The organism is Acinetobacter sp. YH12233 (assembly GCF_013417725.1).
In the GTDB taxonomy this organism is placed as follows: domain Bacteria; phylum Pseudomonadota; class Gammaproteobacteria; order Pseudomonadales; family Moraxellaceae; genus Acinetobacter.
The window spans coordinates 1-24815 of sequence record NZ_VPDK01000022.1; the positions used below are offsets into that span (position 1 = coordinate 1).

Genomic DNA, 24815 nt, shown 5'->3' on the forward strand with positions numbered 1-24815 from the left:
GTTAAGAAATTCAAACATTGTGACTATGTTATGACCGATTTAGGGTACTATGGGTTAGAGCAAGATGGCTTTAAATTATTGATGCCAATAAAGAAAAAGAAGAATTTACCCTTATTTGATGCTGAGAAAAATTACAATAAAATGATTGGAAAAATACGAGTTGTAATCGAACACATTAACAGTCAATTGAAAAGATTTAGAATACTAAGTGAACGCTATCGAAATAGACGGAAAAGATTCGGTTTACGCATTAACTTAATCGCTGCACTGGTAAACCGGATGAACTTGCAATAATGACTTTCGCAAGAGATCTAATGAAAAATATTCAAAAATTATGCTTATATTTCACTTAAGTCTAAGGAAAAATGCAGACCTTATAATAAAACTAGTTTAAACTCCAAATTAGTATGAAAAAAACAATGAAACGCTTGTTGAAATAAGGTAAATAAACTTTCAAGGGCAAGCGTTTGTGATTACAATTGATGACTTAAATTAGACCTCCTGTTTCATTTTTTAAATTGAAGAATTAGACCGTGACCGACGCTCAGCAAAAACAGCCTAAACATGTCATGATGATGGCCGCAGGTACGGGTGGACATGTGTTTCCAGCGTTAGCCGTTGCAAAAGATTTACAACAACAAGGAATTGAAGTGTCCTGGTTGGCAACGCCAGCGGGCATGGAAAACCGACTCTTAAAAAACCATAATATTCCAATTTATCAAATCGATATTCAAGGTGTGCGTGGCAATGGTTTTGTGCGTAAAGCCTTGGCCCCCTTTAAAATTCTAAAAGCCACTCTTAGTGCCATGAAGCATATGAAACAGCTCAAAGTCGAAGCTGTTGCAGGCTTTGGCGGTTATGTGGCAGGACCGGGTGGTCTGGCAGCGCGAATGCTGGGCATTCCCGTGATTATTCATGAGCAAAATGCTGTAGCCGGTTTTACCAATACCCAGCTGTCCCGTATTGCCAAAAAAGTCTGTCAGGCTTTTCCTGATACTTTTCCGGCACAAGATAAAGTGGTGACTACTGGTAACCCTGTACGTAAAGAAATTACAGAAATTTTAAATCCGTCCTGGCGTTATCAGGAGCGGGAAAAAGCTGGCCAGCCGCTACGAATTTTAATTGTTGGTGGTTCACTTGGGGCACAAGCCTTAAATGAACGCGTGCCGGAAGCCTTGAAACAGTTGAATGTGCCGTTAAATGTCTATCATCAGTGTGGTCAAAATCATGCAGATGCGACGCGTGCCCGTTATGCTGATGCACCTGCAACTTTAAATGTTGAAGTACAGCCATTTATTGAAGATATGGCACAGGCCTATAGCGATGCGGACTTAATTATCTGCCGTGCCGGTGCGTTGACCGTAACTGAAATTGCCACAGCAGGCGTGGCCGCGATTTTTGTACCGCTACCAAGTGCGGTTGATGACCACCAGACTGCGAATGCCAAATTCCTGGCCAATCAGCAGGCAGCCAAAATCTGCCCGCAGGCTACTTTGACGCCAGACAGTTTAAAAACCTTATTAGAGCCGATGCTTGACCGTCAGGTATTGATGGAAATGGCGGTAAAAGCACGCCGTCAGGCTCAACCCGATGCGACCCAGCATGTGGTCCGTTTAATTCAAGAATTGTAATCCGAGTAAATTATGTCTCCAGTAACCCCAGCAGACCAAGCAAAGAAATTAATTAAAGTCCCGGAAATGCGCCGGATCAAGCATATCCATTTTGTGGGGATTGGTGGTGCAGGGATGTGCGGGATTGCTGAAGTACTGAAAAACCAGGGGTATAAAGTTTCTGGTTCAGACATCAAAGCCTCTAAAACTACGGCTCAATTAGAAGAAAATGGTATCAAGGTCTATATCGGCCATGCAGCCAGCAATATTAAAGGTGCCAATGTTATCGTGGTATCTACCGCGATTGATAAAGAAAATTCGGAAATCAAGGCAGCCCTTGAGACCCGTACACCTGTAGTCCGCCGTGCAGAAATGCTGGGAGAGCTGATGCGTTACCGTCATGGGATCGCGGTTGCAGGCACTCATGGTAAAACTACAACTACCAGCCTGATCACCTGTATGCTGGCAGAAGAAAATCTGGATCCAACTTATGTGATCGGCGGTTTGCTGAACCGTACTGGTGTGAATGCCGCTTTGGGTGCGAGCCGTTATATCGTGGCAGAAGCCGATGAATCAGATGCGTCATTCCTGTATCTAGAACCAATGGCTGCCGTGGTGACCAATATTGATGCTGACCATATGGATACCTATGGTGGTAGCTTCGATGTCTTGAAAGACACCTTTATCCAATTCCTGCAAAAACTACCATTCTATGGTTTAGCAGTGGTGTGTGGTGACGATGCCAATATCCGGGAAATCATGCCACGTATTGGTCGTCCATTACTGACTTATGGTTTTAATGAAGATAATGACATTCGTGCCGTCGATGTCGTACAGGAAGGTATGCGCAGCCACTTTACCGTATTACGTAAAGATCGTGAGCCGCTACGCGTGACTGTGAATCAGCCGGGTCTGCATAATGTACTCAATGCCTTGGCTGCAATTGGGATTGCGACGGATGAAGGCGTATCTGATGCAGCCATTTGCCGTGCACTGGAAGGCTTCAGTGGTGTAGGTCGTCGCTTCCAAGTACAAGGTCAATTCGAACTTGAAGGCGGCGATGTGAAACTGGTCGATGACTATGGTCACCATCCAAAAGAAGTAGAAGCCACTATTAAAGCGGCTCGTGCCAGCCATCCAGATCGCCGTCTGGTGATGATGTTCCAGCCGCACCGTTTCAGCCGTACCCGTGACTGTTTTGATGACTTCGTAGAAGTGCTTTCACAAGTTGATCAGCTGCTCTTACTTGAAGTGTATCCGGCAGGGGAAAAGCCAATTGTAGGTGCAGATAGCCGCGCATTGGCACGTAGTATCCGTTTACGTGGGGAAGTTGAACCAATCCTGATTGATCCGGTTGAGGGGAACCTGAGCCAGGTGATGAAAAAGGTATTGCAAGCAAATGACTTGTTATTAACCCAAGGCGCAGGTAATGTTGGAGCAATCTCAATCGAACTTGCTCAAAATCATTTATATGTAAAGTAAAATAGTCATGTTATGACTGATTGAACAGATTCAAAAAGTTTAAGGATATAAACGTGTCAAATGCTTCAAAATTCGGAAAAGTTGCCGTATTGCTGGGTGGTAAATCTGCAGAGCGTGAGGTTTCGCTAGATAGTGGAACCGCCGTACTTGAGGCATTAATGCGTTCTGGGGTCAATGCAGAAGCGTTTGATCCACAAGAGCGTAGTGTTACCGAGCTGGTAAATTATGATCGTGCGTTTGTGGTATTGCATGGTCGTGGCGGTGAAGACGGTCAGATTCAGGGTGCGCTGGAATGGTTGAATATTCCATATACCGGTACAGGCGTACAGGGTTCTGCCATTGGTATGGATAAAGTCAAAACCAAACAGGTTTGGCAGGGTTCAGAATTACCTACTGCGCCATATCGTATCGTGACCAAGAACTCGAATGCGCAAGAAATTGTATCTACTCTAGATTTGCCGCTGATCATTAAGCCTGTACACGAAGGTTCGAGTATTGGCATGAGTAAAGTTGAAAAAGTAGAAGACTTTGCCGATGCGATTGCCAAAGCCACTGAACATGATGCCGTGGTTATGGCAGAGAAATGGATCACAGGCCGTGAATTTACCATTGTAATTCTGAATGGTCAGGCCCTACCTGTCATTCGTCTGCAACCGCCAGAAGATGTGGCTTTCTATGACTATGAAGCTAAATATCAGCGTAATGATGTGGAATATGGCATTCCATGTGGCTTAAGCGAGTCTGAAGAGAAAGAATTGCAAGCCTTGGCTCTACGTGCCTTCCAGGCGGTGGGTGCAAGTGGCTGGGGCCGTATTGATGCAATGCAGGATGAACAGGGTAAGTTCTGGTTACTGGAAGTGAATACTGTTCCAGGTATGACCAGTCATTCTCTGGTACCAAAAGCGGCAGCAGCCGTCGGCTATAGTTTTGATGCGCTCTGTGTAGCGATTCTGGAACAAACATTAAACGGTGCGGCACACTAAGTTATGGCTCAACTCCCAGCAACCATGCGCCGTAAACGTGCTGCGATTACCTCAATTCACGACAAGCCGCCGACACGCAAAGAGAAACTAACCAACCTGGGTGGTTGGGCCTTGTTGTGTGTCGCGCTGGTGGTGCTGGCTTTTGGGATTTTTGGCCTGTATAAGGTGATGACTGATGCTCAGGTAGCAGAGCTGAAAGTGGCAGGAACGCGTACAGCAGCTGAAGAGCGTCAGGTCATGCAGTACGTATCACCAATTGTGACTGAAAACTATTTCACTTCGGACCTGGAATCGATTCGTGACCGCGCACTGGAATTGTCCTGGGTGGACCGTGTGGTGGTATCTCGTGCCTGGCCAGACAAGATTCATGTCCGGGTAATGCCGCATCATGCTATTGCCCGATGGGGTACAGGACGACTGCTGAGTGATAGTGGCATTATTTTTACTGAAGTCAGTCCTAAAGATTATTCAGCTTTACCGTTGCTGCATGGACCCTCTACTCATGCAAATACCATGATGCGACGTTATAATGAAATCAACCAGTTATTTTTACCACAAGGTATTCGTTTAAAAGAATTATATTTAACTGAACGAATGACATGGTTTATGCAGTTTGATTCAGGTTTGCGTGTGATTGTCGATAAAGAACAGACCATGAGCAAATTGCAACGTTTGAGTCATCTGTCCTATAGCGACCTAAAACCGGTATGGTCAAAAATTTCAGCGATTGACCTGCGTTATCGTAATGGATTGGCGATTCAATGGAAAAATTCAATTCCGCCTAAAATTGTAAATGGTCAATTTATTGTAACCATTAATGACACGGGCGTTGAGAATAATGTAACAGTAAAGCCATAATGACCGGCTTTAAAAATTAGAGGCCTTATAAAGCCATAAATCTAACAAACACGTAATGGTAGTAGTTAATAATGAGTGAAGCTGTTCCCTCGGTTGTGGCGATTGACATTGGGACACATAAAGTTTCAGTTTTGATTGGTAAGGTACACGCGTCAGACAATATCCAAGTGATTGGGATGGCGACTGCTCGTAACCGAGGCATGAATAAAGGAAAAATTGTCAGTCTCGATAAAGTCATTACCGCCATTAAAAACGCCGTACAAGAAGCGGAAGATATGGCTGAATGTCGTGTGCATTCTGCGTGGATTTCGATCCCAAGTGCTGAATTAAAAAGCTTTTATGCCTCGGGTCGTACCACCATTGATAATAGTGAACATTCAATTACGACCAGTGAAGTGGTGCGGGCACTTGAGCTGGCCAAAGCCAGTCATGTCACCTCAGATCACTATTTGGTCAGTGCGGTGCCTTTAGGCTTCGAGCTGGATGATGCACCGGAATGGGTACTCAACCCGATCCGTATGTCGGCACATAGCATGACCGGGCATTATCATTTGATGATGTTACCGATCAGCACCATGCAGAATATTGACCGCGCTTTAAAAGGGGCCAATATCGGTGTGGAGAAAATGGTGGTGTCCTGTCTGGCTACCGCTGAAGCCAGCCTGCTCAAAGATGAAAAAGAATATGGCGTGTGTCTGGTGGATATCGGTGCGGGAACCACCAATGTCGCTGTTTATCTGGATGGCCGTCTGGCGCTAACCCATACCATTCAGCGTGGTGGTGAGCATGTCACCCGTGATATTGCAGCGGTTTTACAGACGACTACAGAAGAAGCAGAACGTCTGAAATTGCTCTATGGCTGTGTTGACCTGAAAGTGGTTAAACCAGAGCATATGATTCAGTTCCAGGGCATTGATGGACCACAAACTATCAGCCGGATTGAACTGACTGAAATTATCATGGCACGTTATGAAGAAATCATGGGTCTGGTGCGTGATGAACTGGTGAACCATGGCGCAATGCAGGGCCTTTATCATGGTGTGGTGCTGACTGGTGATGCCAGTCAGATTGAAGGTATGGTCAGCTTTGTACGTCGTACCTTGGGTGTGTCCGCGCATCTGGGCAATCCGCCGGTACAGGTCTATGCAGATGAACAGCACCAAGCAGCTTTACGTCGTTCCCAGTACGCAACAGTGGCTGGTTTGCTGATGTTTAGCCAGAGTGATACTCAGGAAACCCTCGTTGAAACTGAAGACGGGGATAAGTTATCAGTTACACAGCGCATTAAACGGGCATGGTCAGGTTTTAACGAAACGTTAAAAGCGATCTTTTAAGCGATTTTTATTGTGAATATTGTTGGGAAGTTGTAGTTAATCGGGCTTGTACTTGACAAGTGCCTGCTTGAGCAGCATTCTTAAAAACAATTTTTATCAAGATTAAGGCAGTATACGGGCTTAGTGACTGCCAATTATGAATTAGGAATTTTATAGGTCATGGCCTCATTTGAATTTTTCGAAGAAGATCATAGCGATAGCAATGGTCAAGCCCGTTTCACTGTATTTGGTGTAGGTGGTGCGGGTGGTAATGCTGTACAGCATATGTTGCAGTCCGATATCCAGGGCGTAAAGTTCGTCTGTGCCAATACAGACAAACAGGCACTGGATCGCATGGAAGCCGAATTTAAAATTCAGCTGGGCGAGCAAAGTACACGTGGTCTGGGTGCTGGAGCAAATCCACAGGTCGGTCAAGCGGCAGCAGAAGAAAGCCGTGAACTGATCCGCCAGCAGCTTGAAGGTACCGATATGGTATTCGTTACTGCCGGTATGGGTGGCGGTACAGGTACCGGTGCTGCGCCAGTCGTTGCTGAAATTGCTAAAGAAATGGGTATCTTGACTGTTGGTGTGGTGACTACGCCATTCAACTTTGAAGGTAAACGCCGTTTGCAATCTGCCGAGAAGGGGATTGAAGCGCTAGAACAGCACGTAGATTCTCTGATCATCATTCCAAACCAGCGTCTATTGAAAGTCTTCCGTGATATTTCAATGAAGGATGCGTATAAAAAAGCGGATGATGTACTGTTGAATGCGGTACGTAGTATCTTTGATCTGGTGGTTCGTCCTGGTCACATTAACCTTGACTTCGCCGATCTGAAAACTGCAATGAGTACACGTGGTTATGCCATGATGGGTGTAGGCTTGGGTCGTGGTGAAAACCGTGCACGTCAGGCAGCAGAGCAGGCGATTCGCAGCCCATTACTGGATAACGTCACCATCATGAATGCCAAAGGTATTCTGATTAACGTGACTGGCGGTGATGACGTAACCTTCGGTGAAATTGAAGAAATTACTGATGTTGTAAACCAGATCGTGGATCTGGACGAAGGTCAGGTCTTCTACGGTACAGTATTTGATCCGGATGCACGTGATGAAATCAGTGTAACTGTGATTGCGACTGGTTTGACTCGCCATGCTGCAGATTCGGTTGAGCCAACTAAACGCGCGAATGTACAGGCAGCACGTCCATCATCATCCCCGGCAGTAGTTGAAGATGATGATGTACCGGCAATTCAGCGTCAGCAAAATGAAGCAGGTGCAGCAGCTAATCCTGCAGCTTCAGTTTCTAGCCCACGCCCAACACCAATGAGCATCCAAGATTACCTTAAAAATCAACAGCGTAAGTAATATGTAACAGCATGTGTTTACGATGATTGCACAGAAAAGGTGGCTTTAGAGCCACCTTTTGTTTTTTATCAATGGCCAAATATGCTAACGTATAGCGGTTTTATTGGTGAACAGATGATAAAAAGCATGTTGAAACAACGTACCCTGCAACGTATCGTGAAAGCGAGCGGAATCGGTCTTCATAGTGGGCAGAAGGTTATGATTAACTTTGTGCCACACCACGCCGATGGGGGTATTGTGTTTCGTCGTATTGATCTGCATCCACCTGTCGATATTCCTGCGGATGCCCTATTGATCCAGGAAGCCTTCATGTGTTCAAATCTGGTTCAGTCAAATGCCAAAGTCGGTACGATCGAGCATGTGATGAGCGCCATTGCGGGATTAGGTATTGATAACCTGATTATTGAAGTGTCAGCTTCAGAAGTTCCCATTATGGATGGCAGTGCCGGACCTTTCATTTATCTGCTCATGCAGGGCGGCTTGCAAGAACTAGATGCACTAAAGAAATTTATTAAAATTATTAAACCTGTTGAAGCCTTGATCGATGATAAACGGGCGATTTTCAGCCCACATGACGGCTTTCAGCTAAATTTCACTATTGATTTTGATCATCCTGCCTTCAAAAAAGAACATCAGTCTGCCAGCATCGATTTTTCTACAGAAACCTTTGTTTATGAAGTCAGTGAAGCGCGTACATTTGGCTTTATGAAAGACCTTGACTACTTGAAAGCCAATAATCTGGCTTTGGGTGCAAGCTTGGAAAATGCGATCGGTGTAGATGAAACCGGCGTGGTCAATGAAGAAGGTTTGCGTTTTTCGGATGAGTTTGTACGTCACAAGATTCTGGATGCAGTAGGTGATTTATACCTGCTAGGCCACCAGATTATTGCTAAATTTGATGGCTACAAATCAGGGCACGCTTTGAATAATCAACTATTGCGTAACGTGAAAAGTGACCCAAGCAGCTATGAAATTGTAACATTTGATGACGTAACTCAATGTCCAATTAGTTATGTAACTGTGACATAAGTCCTTGTCTTTGTGTCTTTGTGTTATAACTTAGCCGCATCTAATGTGACACCCGTCACATAAAAACAACATTGGAATTTATTACATCTCATTGCAATGTTACTTTTTATTGCTTGCCAAACGTAGTAAAGCTTGGCTAAGCTTAGGGTCGCTTATAAAGTCAGCAGCACCGCGGAGTAATTCCTGTGTTTCTGGACTCAGGGCTCTTTCAGATTTTTCTGGAATCGGTTGAACGGGGGATGGATTCCTTAAGCAAACCTGGATTTTAGTGAGATCTTTTAATTCGTTTATTTGAGAGAGTTGTGAGATGTATTGCTTTTGAAGATAAGCCAATTGAGAAATCATGGCTTGGTTTTCACCGGTAATCGTTAACACACCATTTTGATAGCAGGCAACTTGCCATTGTTCGGGTTGAGGCAATAGCGGTTGTACGAGTTTCGTAAGTTTTTGCCATGCAGAAACTTGTGATGAGAGAAACGAAAAGTTTCCTGTTTTTATCTGTTTTCTTGTTTTTTGAAAGACGTTGACAGGTTCCGACATACATAATTCCTACATGTTTATGTCTTAATCTTATGCGCTTCTTAAAGTGGATATCAAGGAAGAGATCTTCAAGAAACTCGATTAGCAGTTTAGAGAGGTTTTTTATGCATATGCCTATGCGACGTATCCTATTGGCATTTTCTATTTCGGTTTCAGCTGCTTCAGTAGCTTTTGCAGATTTAGTGGATCTGAATCAACAAGATGCTACACCTGACCGTCTTGAGCAGTTAACACGTACTTTATCGCAGGGTTCTTATACCCATCCTGAAGATATTGATATTCCCGCACAAACCAAATTAAATGTTCAGCTACGTGAAAAACCGGTTGAACTGAATAATCAGACCATTGCCCAAAAATATGGCAATTCTTCATCCAGCAAAGTTGCATCTTCAAATAACCCTTATTCATGGCTAGTGGCTCATCCATTACCAGACATGAAACGTGTCAGCTCAAGTTTTGGTGGTCGTACTATGGGTGGCCGTGCTGAAAATCACTCAGGCCTGGATCTGGCTGCTGCAAGCGGTACACCGATCTACGCAACTGGTCCTGGTATCGTAACCAAATCGGGTTGGGGTACAGGTTATGGTCAGTATGTCGAAATTAACCATGGTAATGGATACCTTACTCGTTATGCCCATGCTTCACGCTTGATTGCACGTGTGGGAGATCAGGTGCAAGCCGGTGATCATATTGCGAATGTAGGTTGTACAGGTCGTTGTACAGGTCCTCATCTACACTATGAAGTAGTAAAAGACGGTCAACGTAAAAATCCTTCAACTTATTTAGCAATGTTACCCTAAACGTAGCTTTGCTCAAAATAACTGAAATACTTTAATGCGTCTGATACTTGATACTCATAAAAAATCAATCAAACCGCTTTTAAGGCAATTAGGCTGAACATTTCTTCCAGGGAGTAGAGAAGGAGTTCGGTCTAATTGCTTTTAGATATTATATTATCACCGAGAATTATAACTATTGTATAAAAAATCGCCATCATTGACTTCTTTTTGTTACTTTGTGTAATAAAGTGTCAATGGATATTTAGATAATAAATAGTACTCCAGAACCGCATTCAGCCAGAGCCATACCTGCATAAGCCGTAAATATGATACATATAAGTGATCAATTTGGCTTTCAGGAACTGTAGATTATGGCGTTTTATGGAGATACCGACGCTCAAGAAACCCAAGAATGGCAAGACGCTTTTGACTCCGTTTTGCAGCACATGGGAACCGAGCGCGCCGCCTTTTTACTTGAAAAACTTTATCAACGCGCAATTGCCAAACATGTTCCTATTCAGCGTTTAAATACTCCCTACTTAAACACTATTTCTGTAGAAGAACAACCTGTGATGCCGGGCGACCAGGATATGGAACGCCGTATTCGCGCGCTGATCCGCTGGAATGCTTTGGCAATGGTGCTTCGCGCAAATAAATCCGGTGATGACCTGGGTGGTCATTTGGCCAGCTTTGCTTCATCTGCCACTTTATATGATGTGGGTTTTAACCATTTCTTCCGTGCCAATAACGACGGCTTCGGTGGCGACCTGATTTACTATCAAGGTCACTGTGCACCGGGGATTTATGCCCGCTCATTTTTAGAAGGTCGCTTAACTGAAGAGCATCTGAATAATTTCCGTCGTGAAGTCGGCGGCAAAGGCTTACCCTCTTATCCTCATCCTTACTTGATGCCAGACTATTGGCAGTTCCCGACGGTATCGATGGGTCTCGGTCCAATCATGTCGATTTATCAGGCTCATATTCAAAAGTACCTGATGAACCGTGGCCTGATTAAGGAAGAAGACCGTAAAGTCTGGGCGTACCTGGGCGATGGCGAAATGGATGAGCCGGAAAGCTTGGGTGCGATCTCACTGGCGGGTCGTGAGAAACTGGACAACCTGATCTGGGTGGTGAACTGTAACTTGCAGCGTCTGGATGGTCCGGTACGTGGTAATGGCAAGATCATTCAGGAACTTGAGTCTTTATTCCGTGGTGCTGGCTGGCGCGTGATTAAAGTTGTCTGGGGTCGTCACTGGGATCCGCTACTGGATAAAGACAAATCTGGTGCACTCAAAGCGATTATGGAAGAAGCAGTAGATGGTGATTATCAGCGCTATCAGGTGAAAGGTGGTGCTTATGCACGCGCACATTTCTTTGGTAAATATCCAGAAGCAGAAGCTTTGGTCAAAGACCTGAGCGATGAAGATATCGATAATCTGAACCGTGGTGGTCATGATCCATACAAAGTCTTTGCTGCCTATGCAGAAGCGACCAAGGCCAAAGGTCAGCCAACGGTGATTCTGGCGAAAACCGTAAAAGGTTATGGTCTGTCTGATGAAATTGAAGCGGTGAACAAGACGCACCAAATCAAGAAAATGCAGCTGGAATCATTGAAATACGTACGTAATCGTTTCAACTTGCCTTTTACTGATGAACAACTGGAAGAAATTCCATTCTACCGCCCAAGCGAAAACTCGCCTGAAATTAAATATATGAAGGCACGCCGTGAGGCACTGGGTGGTTATCTGCCAGCACGTCGCAAAGAAAGCGAATCTTTACCGATTCCTGAGCTCTCTGTTTTTGATGCTGTGCTTAAAGGTTCAAACGGTAAAGAACAGTCCACCACCATGGTCATGGTCCGCTTAATCTCTGCCTTATTAAAAGAGAAAGCAATCAAGGACCGTGTGGTCCCGATTGTTCCAGATGAAGCACGTACCTTTGGTCTGGAAGGGATGTTCCGTCAATTGGGGATCTATGCAGCGCATGGTCAACAATATACCCCTGAAGATCAGGAACAGTTGATGCATTACCGTGAAGCCAAAGACGGTCATATGTTACAGGAAGGGATTAACGAAGCCGGTGCAATGAGTGCATGGGCAGCCTTGGCGACCAGTTATTCAACCAATAACTTGCCAATGATCCCGATGTACATGTACTACTCAATGTTCGGCTTCCAGCGTATTGGTGATATTGCCTGGGTAGCAGGTGATGCACAGGCGCAAGGTTTCTTGTTGGGTGCAACCGCTGGCCGTACTACCTTAAATGGTGAGGGCCTGCAGCATCAGGATGGTCATTCACACATTCTGGCCAATACCATTCCGAACTGTGTCTCTTATGACCCGTGCTTTGGCTATGAGCTTGCCGTAATCGTGCATGATGGTCTGCAGCGTATGTATGTAAATCAGGAACGTGTGTTCTATTATCTGACCTTGATGAACGAAAACTACGAACATCCACCAATGCCACAAGGTGCAGAAGAAGGCATCAAGCGTGGTATGTATCTGCTGGAAGAAGACGAAAAGGCGACGGTTCAGTTGATGGGTTCAGGCGTGATTCTGCGTGAAGTCATCAAAGCCGCGAAAATCCTGCGTGAGGAATATCAGATTCATGCCAATGTCTGGAGCGTGACCAGCTTTAACGAACTGGCTCGCGATGGTATGGCATGTGAAGAATATAACCGCCTGCATCCATTGGCTGAAGAAGCGAAAGAGCCATGGGTATCTCAGCAGTTACGTGACAAGGACGGTATTGTGGTATCGGCCACCGATCACATGCGCGCCTATAGTGAACAGATCCGTGCCTATCTTCCAGACAGTCGTCCGTTCGTAGCCTTGGGTACCGATGGTTATGGCCGTTCAGATACACGTGGCAATCTGCGTAGCTATTTTGGTGTCGATGCTGCGCATATTGTCGTGGCAACCCTGAAGAAACTGGCAGATGAAGGTGAAGTCGATGCACGTTTAGTGAAAGACGCGATCTCTAGCTTTGAGTTAGATACTGATCGTCCGGTGGCTTGGGCACCTCAGGCGACTCCTGAATTGCATCCAGTTGCTGACTACAAAGAGGAGAACTAATCATGCAAATTACGACTCCAGATATTGGTGTAGATAAGGCAACTGTGGCAGAAATCCTGGTGAAGGTGGGTGACACCATCGCTGTAGATGAAAGTATTGTGTTGCTGGAATCAGATAAAGCCTCTGTTGAAGTGCCAAGCACTTCAGCAGGTGTAGTTAAAAGCATCCTGGTCAATCAGGGTGATGAAGTATCTGAAGGTACTGTCCTGATCGAACTGCAGGCTGAAGATGATGCCGGTACGGTAGAAAGTCAGGAAGCTGATGCTGCTGACAAAACTTCGGAAAATACCCCAACTGAATTGCCTGATGAGCAAATCCTGCAGGAAGTGGCGACACATCAGCCCAAAGCCTCTAGTCAAAATGAACAGTCCTCTCAATCGACTTCTACATCTACTGTAGAAGTGAAATTGCCGGATATTGGCGTAGAAAAGGCCCTGGTGGGTGAAATTCTGGTTCAGGTTGGCGATGAAGTTGAAGTTGATCAAAGCCTGGTCGTGGTTGAATCTGATAAAGCCACAGTTGAAGTACCAAGTACAGTTGCTGGTACTGTAGAGGCGATTCATATTCAGGAGGGCGATTCAGTCAAAGAAGGAGTGCTGATTCTGACAGTGAAAACTACAGATTCGGCACCAGCTGCTGAGCAAGCAGCGCCTCAAGCGGAAGAAAAGCCAAAAGCTCAAGCAACACCTGAAGCCAAAACTGAAACAGCACCACAACAGACTGTAGCCCCTGGAGGCAATATTGAAGTAAAAGTACCTGATTTGGGTGTTGATAAGGCGGCTGTAGCAGAAATTCTAGTACAGGTCGGTGATACGGTGGAGAAAGACCAGAGCATCATCGTGGTCGAGTCAGATAAAGCGACAGTAGAAGTGCCAAGCACGACTGCCGGAGTGATTAAGGCGATTCATGTTGAGCTGGGTCAGAATGTTTCTGAAGGCGTGGCACTGATTACAATTGAAGCTGAAGGACAAGCATCACCTGCTGCAGCTCCAGCGGAAAAATCAGAAGCACCTGTAGCTAAAGCTACGCCTGCACCAGCCGCAGCGCCAAAAGCTGACACTGCTGCTGTGACGCCTGAAACGCATAGTGCAGACAAACTCACCAAAGAGCAGAACGCTGCCAATGCCAAAGTTTATGCTGGCCCTGCTGTGCGTAAACTGGCTCGTGAACTGGGTGTGGTATTGGCAGAAGTGAAAGCTTCTGGTCCGCATGAGCGTCTAATGAAAGAAGACCTGTTTGCGTATGTGAAAGATCGTCTGACTGCACCGCAAACAACAACCGCACCTGCGGCAGCTACAGCTCCTGCAGGCTTGCCAAAACTGCCTGATTTCAGTGCTTTTGGTGGGGTAGAAGAGAAAACTTTGACGCGTCTGCAACAGGTTTCGATTCCACAGTTATCTTTAAATAACTATATCCCACAAGTGACCCAGTTTGATGCAGCCGATATCACTGAGCTGGAAGCTTGGCGTAATGAGTTGAAAGGCAACTTCAAGAAAGAAGGTATTGGCCTGACCATTATGGCTTTCATTATCAAGGCTGTGGCTTATCTTCTCCAAGAAGAGCGCGAGTTTGCCGGTCACCTGTCTGATGACGGTAAATCGGTATTGCTACGGAATGAGATCCATATGGGCATTGCGGTTGCGACACCAGATGGTCTGACTGTTCCTGTATTACGTAACCCGGACCAGAAGTCGATTAAGCAGATTGCTATTGAGCTGGGTGAGTTAAGCCAGAAAGCACGTGACAAGAAATTGTCACCTAAAGATCTGCAAGGGGCGAATTTTACCATTACCAGCTTGGGTTCAATTGGTGGTACAGCATTTACGCCGTTGGTGAACTGGCCACAAGTGGCGATCCTGGGTATTTCTCCTGCAACTATGCAACCGGTATGGAATGGTGAGGGCTTTGATCCACGTCTGATGCTGCCATTGTCGTTATCTTATGATCATCGGGTAATTAATGGCGCAGATGCTGCACGCTTTACCAATAAGCTGACCAAGCTATTAAAGGATATTCGTACGCTCTTGATCTGATTCATGAATGTTTAAAAATAAAGACCCTGCTTCGGCAGGGTTTTTTTAATATGACAATTTGTAAATATAAACATGGTTGGCTATAATGGGCACACTTCATTGGGGAGTAGCCGCCTTTTGCGCAAAGCAGAAGGGTGATGGTCAACATATTTGCTCAACAGGGCATGGTCATCATAGCAAAGAACCAAATGAGCTTCTCGAAGCTTTCTTTTGTTGGCAAGACCTTTGATTTACCACTCTGCAGATATGGCTGGCAGGAGGGGTGAGTCATAGGTATGTAAATTGCTGGCCAGAGAAATACATCATGCTTTCTGCTTTTCTGATCTCATTAGCTGTTGTTGCCTTATCTGAAATGGGCGATAAAACGCAACTGCTTGCTTTATTACTTGCCGCACGTTTTCGTAAACCTGTTCCAATTCTCTTCGCAATCTTTTTGGCGACAGTCATCAACCATGGCGTTTCCGCAGTCTTAGGTCAATGGATCACCACAGTGCTTAGCCCAACAGTCTTGCTGTGGATTGTATCGCTTGGTTTTATTGCGATGGCGGTGTGGATGTTAATTCCCGATGAATTGGATAATGAATCAGAAAGTATCAATAAATGGCAAAAATATGGGGTATTCGGTGCCACATTTGTGTTGTTTTTCTTGGCAGAAATCGGCGATAAAACTCAAATTGCAACAGTCGCTTTAGCCGCGCGCTTTGACAGTATTGGTTGGGTCACTTTGGGTACTACGATCGGTATTATGTTGGTAAATGCACCAGCGGTATTTATTGGTAATAAATTGGCAGAAAAATTACCAATTTCGCTCATTCATAAAATTGGCGCTTTGGTTTTCTTAATAATTGGTCTGGCAGCATTGGCACAGCACTATTTATTTTGAGTGTTAAAGATATCGTAAATCCTGAGCTAATTGCTCAGGATTTTTTGCCTAAAAATGTGACTTAATTAACTGATATTATAGATAATATTGATCTGATTTTTATTGTAAGTTTCTCTAAATAAATATATGTTATTCACCTATAGAATATACATTTTTTACATAAAAATTTTGGGGAATGGGCATGGCTTTTGAACGTACTACATCACAAGTACTTTATGATGATGGAACGCATAAATGCATCAGTTTTACCAGCTTGGTAAAAGGTGAAGGTGTACAGGCAAACCAATTCCTGATTATTGATAATGAGCGTGCTGCAGTACTTGATCCGGGTGGTGATTTGACCTATGTACCGTTGACCATGGAACTGAACCGCTATACCCGGTTAAGCAATCTGGATTATGTGATGGCATCGCATCAGGATCCGGACATTATTACGTCCATGCCGCGCTGGCTGGTCTATACCGAAGCCAAAGTCGTAGCTTCCAAGCTCTGGGCGCGTTTCTTACCGCATCTGAATTCAGCCTTTATGAGTGACCGTATGAAAGGTAACTGGCTGGATCGTCTGGTTGAATTGCCGGATCATGGTCAGATCATTCCACTCGGTCAATCCAGCATTATTGCCATTCCAGCACACTTTTTACATTCAGTCGGTAATTTCCAGTTTTATGACCCGATTGCCAAGATCCTGTTTTCTGGTGATATGGGCGCGTCAATGGTCGAGGATGCTTCAAAGCCACTGGAAAATTTTGCGGCGCACATTCCGAAAATGAAGGGATTTCACCAACGCTACATGTGCAATAACAAGGTGATTCGTTTATGGGTGCAGATGGTACGTACCATGGATGTCGACATGATTGTGCCGCAGCATGGAACACCATTTGTGGGTAAAGAACAGATTAACCAGTTTATGGACTGGATTGAAACACTGGAATGTGGCACTGATTTAATGGATGAAACTGTTTTTACTTGTCCTGAATAGTTCAAGAAAATTTTAAATTTTTTCTTGAGTAGAAAAACAACATTTTTTATATTTTCCGCCTGCAAAAAATTGTTTTTGATGACGAGAATTTATAAGAAATGTTGTCTCAAGTTCCTACACAAGATGCATGTTTAAGTTGTGGCGCATGTTGCGCCTATTTCAGGGTTTCATTTTATTGGGCAGAGGGGATTCCCATGCCTGAGCACTATACTGAACCTGTTACTTCCGTCTATTCATGCATGGTGGGAACCAATCAAAAAAATCCGCGTTGTATTGCGCTCGAAGGTAGCATTGGTGAACAGGTGAGTTGTGGCATGTACGAACTACGTAGCTCATCCTGTAAAGAAGTGCAGATTGCTGATGCCCAGTGCAATAAAGCACGAATGGCACACAATATGATTCCATTCATTCAGATTGAGCCGGATGAAGCCGAAAATGATGATAATTTCGAACGGGTGAGCTAAATCCAAACTCAAGATTTAAAAAGCAAGGTATGGACTCTGCTTTTTATGGGAGAAAAAATTAGTAAGGGATTTTGTAAACCGAATAAATATGATGACTGCTCTGGCATATTTAAATTATTGATTGAATAGTCAAATTTACAGGTTTAGATATTCGGATTAAATCTAAGTCCAGATTTAGACAAAATAAATTTTGCAATTGCAATGAAATTTAGAGCTAAATTTGTTTATAATAGCGCACGGAAATTACCAGTGAGACTGTTATGTTGACCATCGTTCAAGACGCGTTAACCTTCGATGATGTCCTATTACTCCCTGCCTACTCTACTGTTCTCCCAAAAGATGTCTCTCTAAAGACACGCCTGACTCGCGGCATTAACCTGAATATTCCACTTGTTTCAGCAGCTATGGATACTGTGACTGAGTCACGTATGGCAATTGCGATGGCACAAAATGGCGGTATCGGTATTTTGCACAAGAACATGGATATTGCTGCCCAGGCCGCAGAAGTACGCCGTGTGAAAAAATTTGAAGCCGGTATGGTGAAAGATCCGATCACAGTTACCCCAGAAACTACAGTACGTGAACTGATCGCTGTGACTCAAGCGAATAACATCAGCGGTGTGCCGGTAGTTAAAGACGGTAAAGTGGTGGGTATCGTGACAGGCCGTGATACACGCTTTGAAACCAATCTGGAACAGCCGGTCAGTAATATCATGACAGGTCAAGACCGTCTGGTGACTGTGTGTGAAGGCGAATCGAAAGAAAACATTCAGGCCTTATTGCAAAAAAACCGTATTGAAAAAGTGATCGTTGTTGGCGAAAACAACGAATTAAAAGGCTTGATCACGGTGACTGATTTCCGTAAAGCGGAACTTTATCCAAATAGCTGTAAAGATGATTTAGGTCGTCTACGTGTAGGTGCAGCAGTCGGTACTGGCGCTGAAACACCAAGCCGTGTAGAAGCACTGGTTGATGCTGGTGTAGATGTGATTGTTGTGGACACTGCACATGGTCACTCTGCGGGTGTGATCGAGCGTGTACGCTGGGTGAAACAGAACTACCCACAAGTTCAAGTGATCGGCGGTAACATCGCCACTGGTGATGCTGCGCTTGCATTACTTGATGCGGGTGCGGACGCAGTGAAAGTAGGGATCGGTCCTGGCTCAATCTGTACGACTCGTATCGTGGCTGGTATTGGTATGCCACAAATCTCTGCAATTGATTCTGTTGCGCGTGCCTTGAAAGAGCAGATTCCATTAATTGCTGATGGTGGTATCCGTTTCTCTGGTGATATGGCAAAAGCGATTGGCGCTGGTGCAAGCACCATCATGGTGGGTTCATTAATGGCTGGTACTGAAGAAGCACCAGGCGAAGTTGAATTCTTCCAGGGTCGTTACTACAAAGCTTACCGTGGTATGGGTTCTTTGGGTGCGATGGCTGGTGCGACTGGCTCTGCTGACCGTTACTTCCAGGACTCTAAAGCCGGTGCTGAAAAACTGGTTCCTGAAGGTATTGAAGGTCGCGTACCGTACAAAGGTCCAATGGGCAATATCGTGCATCAGATGATGGGCGGTCTGCGTTCTTCTATGGGCTATACCGGTTCTGCAACCATTGATGATCTGCGTCAAAATGCCAAGTTTGTGAAAATCACATCTGCCGGTATGTCTGAGTCTCACGTGCATGATGTAACCATCACTAAAGAAGCGCCAAACTACCGTATGGGCTAACTTTCGCTGATTGTTTACTCTAAAAAAGCCGTCATACTCATGACGGCTTTTTTGTTTTGGTGTACAGTGTTGCACAATGAAAAAGGATGATGTAAATCACCCGCTAAGAAGTGAGACAAAGCATGAGTTATTTTGGTACCGATGGTATTCGTGGAAAATTTGGTGAGTTACCGATTACACCTGAATTTGCCCTGAAATTAGGTTTTGCGGCAGGAAAAGTATTAAAACGAAATAGCAAAAAAAACAAACCATTAGTGGTACTGGGTAAAGATACCCGTTTATCAGGTTATATTCTGGAATCTGCGCTACAGGCAGGACTCAATGCGGCAGGTGTTTATGTGCATCTGCTTGGACCTTTGCCAACGCCGGCCATTGCCCATTTGACCCGTGCTTTGCATGCTAGCCTTGGCATTGTCATTTCTGCGTCACATAACCCATATTTTGATAACGGGATTAAGTTTTTCTCGAGTGAAGGCAAAAAACTGCCTGATGCTTTGCAGGATGAGATCAACCAGGAGCTGGAAAAAGAACTGGTGATCGAAGATAACGCGAACTTGGGTAAAAGTTTCCGCGTGAAAGATGCCAATGGCCGTTATATCGAATTCTGTAAATCAACCTTCCCATACCATTTAGACCTGAATGATTTAACCATTGTTGTTGACTGTGCCAATGGTGCAGCTTACAGCGTTGGCCCTGCGGTTTTCCGTGAGTTGGGTGCAAAAGTCATTTCCATCTATGACGAACCGACTGGTCTGAATATCAATGAGAACTGTGGTTCGACTCATCCAGAAAATCTGCAAAAAGCAGTGGTTGAGCATGGGGCTGATTTAGGCATAGCCTTCGATGGTGATGCAGACCGTGTGATCATGGTCGATAAAAATGGTGAGCAAATTACCGGCGATCATATTTTGTATATCCTCGCGACTCAGGCAAAAAACAAGCCGGCGGGTATCGTCGGTACCTTGATGAGCAATATGGCGCTGGAACTGGCGCTGGAAAAAGCCGGAGTAGAGCTGCTACGTGCTAAAGTCGGTGACCGTTATGTACTGCAAGGTCTGGAAGAAAAAGGCTGGTCGATTGGTGGTGAGCCATCAGGCCATATCCTGACTTTAGACAAGAGCACCACAGGCGATGCGATTATTGCTGCGCTGCAAGTCTTAACCGTGATGGTCGAGCAGAAGAAAGCACTGCACGAGTTAGTGGCTGATTTTAAATTATTGCCAAATGTCTTGGTGAATGTACGTCTGAATACCATGTTTGACCCGTACTCAGTGCCTGCTTTGACTGCAGAATTTAACAAAGCTGAAGAGCAGCTCAAAGGCCGTGGCCGTTTACTGATCCGTAAATCAGGGACTGAACCGGTGATCCGTGTCATGGTTGAGGGCGAGGATCTTGCAGAGGTGACCACACTGGCAAATTCATTGGCTGATGCGGTACGTGCCAACGCCGCTTAAATGGGGGAAGAGTAAATGAGCGATCTGATTAAGGATCTAAGTGAACTGCGTCTGAACTATCAAAAAGGCGAGCTACACGAAGATCAGGTCAATCCCAACCCGCATATGCAGTTTTTGCAGTGGTTTAACCATGCACTTGCTGCACAGCTGCATGAACCCTATGCCATGTCATTGGCAACCGCAAATGCACAGGGTCGTCCGCATGTGCGCACAGTGTTGCTGCGTGGTGCCACTGAAGCGGGTTATGATTTCTATACCAATTATGATAGTCAGAAAGGTCTGGATCTGGCCGAAAACCCGTATGCAGAATTACTGTTTTACTGGCAGGAACAGGAACGTCAGATCCGGATTAGCGGAAAGGTAGTTAAAATTTCGGAAGAAGAATCAACTGACTATTATCATAAACGTCCACGTGAAAGTCAGATCGCTGCTCATATCAGTACCCCGCAAAGCGGTATGGTTGCGAGTCGTGAAGAACTACAGCAACGTTTCTGGGATCTGCATCAGCAGGTCGCCAATCAGGAAGAGCTGGATAAACCGGGATTTTGGGGCGGCTATCGTTTGCAGCCAGATTATTATGAATTCTGGCAGGGCCGTCCAAACCGTTTACATGACCGCCTGAGTTATGAAAAAATCGATGGGGCGTGGAAACTACAACGATTGATGCCATAACAATGCCTAAACTTGAAATCAAGCAAAGACCTTTACTGACACGCCCTGAATCTTTTCAGGGCGTGCCTTCATTTGTAGCTGACATTCTGGCACGCCGTGGTGTGGAATCTGAACAGGAGCTGGAGCTTAAACTCAAGCATCTGTTGGCTCCGACCATGAAAGGCTTACCGGAAGCAATTCAGCTAATTGATCAGGCTATAGATACTGGCCAGAAAATCGTAATTGTCGGTGACTATGATGCTGATGGGGCGACCAGTACAACACTGATGGTTTTAGCCCTACGTGATATGGGTGCCCATGTCGAGTATCTGGTTCCTGATAGGTTTAAGTATGGTTATGGCCTGACACCTGCGATTGCAGATCTGGCTTTTGCCAATTTTACGCCGGATCTTTTAATTACGGTGGATAACGGGATTTCCAGTCATGAAGGTGTGAAGCAGGCGCAGGATCATGGTATGCAGGTGATTATTACCGATCACCACTTAACCACCAAGCCTACACCTGCAGCAGAAGCTGTAGTCAATCCCAATCAGTTAGGTTGTGATTTTCCAAGTAAGGCCTTGGCGGGAGTGGGGGTAGCTTTTTATGTTCTGGCAAATCTATCGACTCATCGTAAAAAGCTCGGTAAATCTTCAACGGTTATTACCAATTATCTGGATCTAGTGGCTTTAGGCACTTATGCAGATGTTGCAAGTCTGGACTATAACAACCGTATTCTGGTGGATGCTGGCTTAAAACGGATTCAGCAGCATCTTTGCCGACCTGGTATCAGTGCCTTGCTGGAAATTGCTGGTCGTGATGCTGCCACGCTCAAAGCGCAGGATCTGGGTTTTGTACTGGGTCCACGTATTAATGCAGCGGGTCGTATGGAAACCATGGATATCGGGATTGAGTGTTTGCTCGCTCCGGATCTGGCAACCGCTTATCCACTCGCAGAACAGCTGAATAAACTGAATGTCGAACGTCGTCAGGTAGAAGGCAAAATCAAGCAGGAAGCTTTGACTGAACTGGAAAAAATCCAGCTGGATGAGAATACTTTGCCTGCCGCACTGATCATGTTTGAACAGCACTGGCATCAGGGTGTGATCGGGATTGTAGCGGGGCGTTTAAAAGAACAGTTCCATCGTCCAAGTATAGTCTTTGCTGCTGATGAAGACGGTATTCATATCAAAGGTTCAGCACGTTCCATTGAAGGGATTCATATCCGGGATAGCATTGAACGGATAGCAGAGCAGTGTCCGCATCTGGTCAGCCATTTCGGTGGACATGCGGCCGCAGCGGGATTAACCATTAAAAAGCAGCATTTTGCTGAATTTAAACAGGTCTTTGAACAGCTGATTGCAGAGATGGATGAAAGCCTATTTACAGCTACGCTGTGGACTGATGGTGAACTACCGGCATCAGCTTTCCAAATTGAAACAGTCGATTTACTGCAAAACTTAAGTCCATGGGGGCAAAAGTTTCCTCAACCGATTTTTGAAGGCATCTTTAAGATTCTGGATTACCGCTGGCTCAAGGATGTACATCTGAAATTACGTGTTGCTTTAGAGAATGGACAGGTTGTGGATGCGATTGCCTTTAATGCTATCGATAAATACAAATTTGATCCAATGAAGCAGCATGTACGTCTGGTCTATGAACTGGATAAAAATGTCTTTAATGGCAATGTCAGCCTGCAAATGCGAATTGCTCATCTGGAGCAATAAATTATTCAAATAAAAAAACCGCCCAATTGAGCGGTTTTTTTAACTTTTAATCTTGCAGATTAGAAGCGGTATGCACCACGTACACCAAAGATATTGCCTTCGTCAGCGAAATCAATTGAACCTTCTAGGCTAACTTGCTGATTGAAGAATTTCTTCGCGCGAATAGTGAAGACATCACTATTATCAATATCGGAATCAGAGTAACCCAGACCAACGCTGAAGGTTTTGTCTAAATATAAATCTGCGCCGAGGCTATAAGCATCAAGATCACCGAAGCTTGCACCACCTTCAAAGTTCATGTCATATTGACCAACTTGAGTAACATATTTGGCACGTAAGGTTGGATCTACATCATCGCCTGCGTCATTGTCATAACCAGCTAGGCCAACAGCCAGTAATAGACCAGGAACCGGTAAATAACCTAATTCTGCTGAGTATATAGTTGTGTCATCATCACCAATTGGTGTATCAGTAGATGATTGACCAATATTACCACTTACATAAAAATCTGAATTTGGAACAAAATATTCAACACCTACATTAAATGTAGTCACATCAAATAAATCGTAATCAATATAAGAAACCGCTGCATTGATATTGCTTGCACGATTTAAAAATGCTGCTTCATTAAGAGGCGAGTTCTTAACTTGAACTGGATTGAAGTAGTAAGTTCCATCAATTGCGAAACCAGTAGAAGTATCCCCATTGTCTGGATCAACCAGAGCAATTGTACCGCCTACTTCAGCTTGATAAGCGTGAGCAGTTCCTAGGCTAGCAATAAGTGCTGTAGCAAGAGTAAGTTTCTTAAGCATTTAGAGTTCTCTCTTTGTTATAAAAATATGACTGTTTGATGAACAGTTGTAACAAATTGTACAGATAATAATCGCCCCGTCAATGTGCAAAAACTACCTAAATGCTTGTTTAAAGTGCAATAAAAAAACCCATCCGAAGATGGGTTTTTTTATAATGAAATTTCTTAGTTTGGATTAGAAGCGGTATTTCGCAGCTAGACCAAATTTGTTGTAGTCTTGGTTACCAATTTCACCAAAACCTACACGACCTTCCAAGCTTACTTGTTCATTAAAGAATTTACGTGCACTTACACCAAATTCATTTGAGTCATAAGGGCCATTGTCTTTGCTTTGATAATCAGCACCAACACTTAAAGTTTTGTCGATGAAGTAGTCAGCTTTTAAGTTGTACTCATCTAGGTCGCCAAAGGCAGCGCCAGCTTCAAGGTTAATGTCTTTACCATTGCTTAAGGTAGTCACATATTTAGCACGTAAAGTTGGATCTACACCGTCATCATAGTCATTGTCATAACCTTTCACACCTGCTGCAATTAACAGACCTGGTGCAGGTAAATAACCGACTTCAGCACTATAAACGGTTTCGTCAAAATCAGGTGCATTGTCGTATTTAGCATCATCACGACCTACGCTACCACTCAAATAAAAATCTGAGTTTGGTACGAAGTATTCAGCACCTACACCATAACGGTGACGTTCTGAAGAGTCGTAATCATCATATTGATATTGAGCTTTCACATTACTTGCTCGATCAAGGAAGGCTGCTTCGGCTAATGGTGCATTACGTGTTTCAACTGGATTAAAGTAGTATGTGCCATCAACACCAAAAGAGCCGCTTGAGCTACCATTATCCGGGTCTGTTAGGCCTGCAGATGCACCCACTTCTACTTGATAAGCATGAGCTGCTGTACCTGTAAGAGCTACGGCTGAAAGTAATGCTGAAGCGATTGCTAGTTTTTTCATGCGGATACTCCCCTCTGAAAATATGGCTAAAATTAATACACTTTTTGTTACAACTTTAAGTCTAGACCAATTCCAATAATCGTCAATCA

21 protein-coding genes and 1 riboswitch are annotated in these 24815 nt (G+C 44.6%); of the genes, 18 read left to right on the top strand and 3 right to left on the bottom strand.

The window, feature by feature from the left end; all coding sequences use genetic code 11:
- The 8 genes from FTV12_RS10690 to lpxC form a co-directional block, all read left to right on the top strand.
- A partial coding sequence (locus FTV12_RS10690) for a transposase family protein (protein WP_180034003.1) occupies nucleotides 1–294 on the top strand: 294 nt, incomplete at its 5' end.
- Nucleotides 295–533: 239 nt separating this feature from the next.
- Complete coding sequence (gene murG, locus FTV12_RS10695) at nucleotides 534–1631, top strand: undecaprenyldiphospho-muramoylpentapeptide beta-N-acetylglucosaminyltransferase (RefSeq protein ID WP_180034004.1); 1098 nt, start codon at nucleotides 534–536, stop codon at nucleotides 1629–1631.
- Nucleotides 1632–1643: 12 nt separating this feature from the next.
- On the top strand, nucleotides 1644–3092 hold the full coding sequence (gene murC, locus FTV12_RS10700) for a UDP-N-acetylmuramate--L-alanine ligase (protein ID WP_180034005.1): 1449 nt from the start codon (nucleotides 1644–1646) through the stop codon (nucleotides 3090–3092).
- A gap of 53 nt (nucleotides 3093–3145) precedes the next feature.
- Entirely contained in the window at nucleotides 3146–4075 is a 930-nt protein-coding gene (locus FTV12_RS10705) for a D-alanine--D-alanine ligase (RefSeq protein WP_180034006.1), read from the top strand.
- Between the two features lie 3 nt (nucleotides 4076–4078).
- Nucleotides 4079–4933, top strand: coding sequence for a cell division protein FtsQ/DivIB (locus tag FTV12_RS10710; protein WP_180034007.1), 855 nt, complete (start codon nucleotides 4079–4081; stop codon nucleotides 4931–4933).
- Between the two features lie 71 nt (nucleotides 4934–5004).
- Nucleotides 5005–6267: a cell division protein FtsA gene (ftsA, locus tag FTV12_RS10715; RefSeq protein WP_180034008.1), complete on the top strand. Its 1263-nt coding sequence runs from the start codon at nucleotides 5005–5007 to the stop codon at nucleotides 6265–6267.
- Between the two features lie 159 nt (nucleotides 6268–6426).
- The gene (ftsZ, locus tag FTV12_RS10720; RefSeq protein WP_004781488.1) at nucleotides 6427–7614 is read left to right on the top strand and encodes a cell division protein FtsZ; all 1188 of its coding nucleotides are present in this window, start codon (nucleotides 6427–6429) and stop codon (nucleotides 7612–7614) included.
- Nucleotides 7615–7740: 126 nt separating this feature from the next.
- A complete protein-coding gene (gene lpxC, locus FTV12_RS10725) occupies nucleotides 7741–8643 on the top strand; it encodes a UDP-3-O-acyl-N-acetylglucosamine deacetylase (RefSeq protein ID WP_180034009.1) in 903 nt (300 codons plus the stop codon).
- 99 nt (nucleotides 8644–8742) lie between these two features.
- Here the strand turns inward: lpxC and FTV12_RS10730 are convergent, their stop codons facing one another.
- Nucleotides 8743–9183: a DciA family protein gene (locus FTV12_RS10730; RefSeq protein WP_180034010.1), complete on the bottom strand. Its 441-nt coding sequence runs from the start codon at nucleotides 9181–9183 to the stop codon at nucleotides 8743–8745.
- Between the two features lie 110 nt (nucleotides 9184–9293).
- Between FTV12_RS10730 and FTV12_RS10735 the strand changes: the two genes are divergently transcribed.
- The 10 genes from FTV12_RS10735 to recJ all read left to right on the top strand — a co-directional run bounded on the left by FTV12_RS10735 (nucleotide 9294) and on the right by recJ (nucleotide 22954).
- On the top strand, nucleotides 9294–9983 hold the full coding sequence (locus tag FTV12_RS10735; RefSeq protein WP_034589860.1) for a M23 family metallopeptidase: 690 nt from the start codon (nucleotides 9294–9296) through the stop codon (nucleotides 9981–9983).
- A gap of 350 nt (nucleotides 9984–10333) precedes the next feature.
- Nucleotides 10334–13036: a pyruvate dehydrogenase (acetyl-transferring), homodimeric type gene (gene aceE, locus FTV12_RS10740; RefSeq protein ID WP_180034011.1), complete on the top strand. Its 2703-nt coding sequence runs from the start codon at nucleotides 10334–10336 to the stop codon at nucleotides 13034–13036.
- Between the two features lie 2 nt (nucleotides 13037–13038).
- Entirely contained in the window at nucleotides 13039–15069 is a 2031-nt protein-coding gene (locus tag FTV12_RS10745) for a 2-oxo acid dehydrogenase subunit E2 (protein ID WP_180034012.1), read from the top strand.
- Nucleotides 15070–15158: 89 nt separating this feature from the next.
- Nucleotides 15159–15356, top strand: a riboswitch (yybP-ykoY riboswitch).
- Between the two features lie 17 nt (nucleotides 15357–15373).
- On the top strand, nucleotides 15374–15952 hold the full coding sequence (locus FTV12_RS10750) for a TMEM165/GDT1 family protein (RefSeq protein ID WP_180034013.1): 579 nt from the start codon (nucleotides 15374–15376) through the stop codon (nucleotides 15950–15952).
- Nucleotides 15953–16133: 181 nt separating this feature from the next.
- Complete coding sequence (locus FTV12_RS10755; protein ID WP_180034014.1) at nucleotides 16134–16931, top strand: MBL fold metallo-hydrolase; 798 nt, start codon at nucleotides 16134–16136, stop codon at nucleotides 16929–16931.
- A gap of 98 nt (nucleotides 16932–17029) precedes the next feature.
- A complete protein-coding gene (locus FTV12_RS10760; RefSeq protein ID WP_180034015.1) occupies nucleotides 17030–17395 on the top strand; it encodes a YkgJ family cysteine cluster protein in 366 nt (121 codons plus the stop codon).
- Nucleotides 17396–17655: 260 nt separating this feature from the next.
- Nucleotides 17656–19122 carry an IMP dehydrogenase gene (guaB, locus tag FTV12_RS10765; RefSeq protein WP_180034016.1) on the top strand — a complete coding sequence of 489 codons (1467 nt, stop codon included), beginning with the start codon at nucleotides 17656–17658 and terminating at the stop codon, nucleotides 19120–19122.
- Between the two features lie 122 nt (nucleotides 19123–19244).
- A complete protein-coding gene (gene glmM, locus FTV12_RS10770; RefSeq protein ID WP_004781506.1) occupies nucleotides 19245–20576 on the top strand; it encodes a phosphoglucosamine mutase in 1332 nt (443 codons plus the stop codon).
- A gap of 15 nt (nucleotides 20577–20591) precedes the next feature.
- Nucleotides 20592–21248, top strand: a complete 657-nt coding sequence (pdxH, locus tag FTV12_RS10775) for a pyridoxamine 5'-phosphate oxidase (protein ID WP_004781507.1) — start codon at nucleotides 20592–20594, stop codon at nucleotides 21246–21248.
- 2 nt (nucleotides 21249–21250) lie between these two features.
- Nucleotides 21251–22954, top strand: coding sequence for a single-stranded-DNA-specific exonuclease RecJ (gene recJ / locus FTV12_RS10780; protein WP_180034017.1), 1704 nt, complete (start codon nucleotides 21251–21253; stop codon nucleotides 22952–22954).
- A 59-nt stretch (nucleotides 22955–23013) separates the two neighbouring features.
- Here recJ and FTV12_RS10785 read toward each other — a convergent pair whose 3' ends face one another.
- Both FTV12_RS10785 and FTV12_RS10790 read right to left on the bottom strand, forming a co-directional pair.
- On the bottom strand, nucleotides 23014–23766 hold the full coding sequence (locus FTV12_RS10785; protein ID WP_180034018.1) for a putative porin: 753 nt from the start codon (nucleotides 23764–23766) through the stop codon (nucleotides 23014–23016).
- Between the two features lie 174 nt (nucleotides 23767–23940).
- A complete protein-coding gene (locus FTV12_RS10790; RefSeq protein ID WP_180034019.1) occupies nucleotides 23941–24726 on the bottom strand; it encodes a putative porin in 786 nt (261 codons plus the stop codon).
- Between the last annotated feature and the right edge of the window lie 89 nt (nucleotides 24727–24815).